Origin of the sequence: Rhodopseudomonas sp. B29 (assembly GCF_000333455.1) — a bacterium.
In the GTDB taxonomy this organism is placed as follows: domain Bacteria; phylum Pseudomonadota; class Alphaproteobacteria; order Rhizobiales; family Xanthobacteraceae; genus Rhodopseudomonas.
Genome location: NZ_BADD01000205.1, coordinates 1 through 928 on the forward strand (window position 1 = coordinate 1; position 928 = coordinate 928).

The 928-nt window shown below is 68.3% G+C and carries 1 protein-coding gene; it reads left to right on the forward strand.

Annotated elements, in window-relative coordinates:
• Window positions 1-51: 51 nt before the first annotated feature.
• Window positions 52-928, forward strand: an 877-nt coding sequence (locus I5M_RS07350; protein ID WP_022720807.1) for a hypothetical protein, incomplete at its 3' end; no start/stop codon positions are given.

Sequence of the window (928 nt, forward strand, 5' to 3'; positions counted from 1 at the left end):
GCTTGGTTGTCGACGACCCTCTGAAGCATTTGGCATTCACCGCAATTGCCGATGTGGGCGACGCTCGCGGGTGCGGCCCTTGTGGCGCTTTTGGTGGTGATCGCGTTTCTGCGGGCAAGACGATCGTTCGCCAACGCCGCGTTGGCTGTAATTGCGATCAGCTCGCTGGGGTTCGCCGGCTATGCGACGCTGCGCGGAGTGCCAACCGGCACTGCTCGAATCGCGGCTGTTCCACCGGCCTCCAACCTGCCAGCGTTGTCCTGTATCGACGATCTGGCCGGCGACGAAGTCATGGCCGCGTGCGAGCGGGCGCTGTTCGCTTCGCCGGAAACGATCGCCGCAGCGGTCTCTTATGCGTCGGCGCGGCTCGCCCGGCTCACCAGTTCTGCCGATGCGGCCACGGCGCCCGAGCTGGCGTCTCTGCGACGCTCGATCGAGCGCGACCGCTATGGCCTTCATGCCTATGCGCTGGCGAGTGTCGATCGTTGCCAGCCCGGCGACTGCGCTGCCTACCGGGCGCTCGGTGACCACAGTCGCCTCGCTGCCAACATGGATCAGCATCTTTACGAACTCACGGTGGCACGCTACGCGCCGGCCTGGACCGGCGGCGCGCCGTTGCCGCCCGGATTGCCGCCCACCGCAGCGGCACCGTCGGCTGTGCCGCTGCCGGAGACCGCTGCGGTTGGCCCGGTCACCATGCCGACCGGTCATCCCAACAACATCGATTACCCGACCGCATCTTCGATTCCGGCCGTCAGCATCATGACGCCGGAGCCCGGAGCGGCGGGATCTGCGGCGCCGAAGTCGGCCGTCAGCGCCAACGCAGCGGTCGAAGCTGCGCCGGCGCCCAGGCCGGCTGCGAGCCACAATCTGCCGCACGCCAAAAAAGCCGCCGCGCCGAAACCCCCGGGCGGCGACCGAAGCTCGG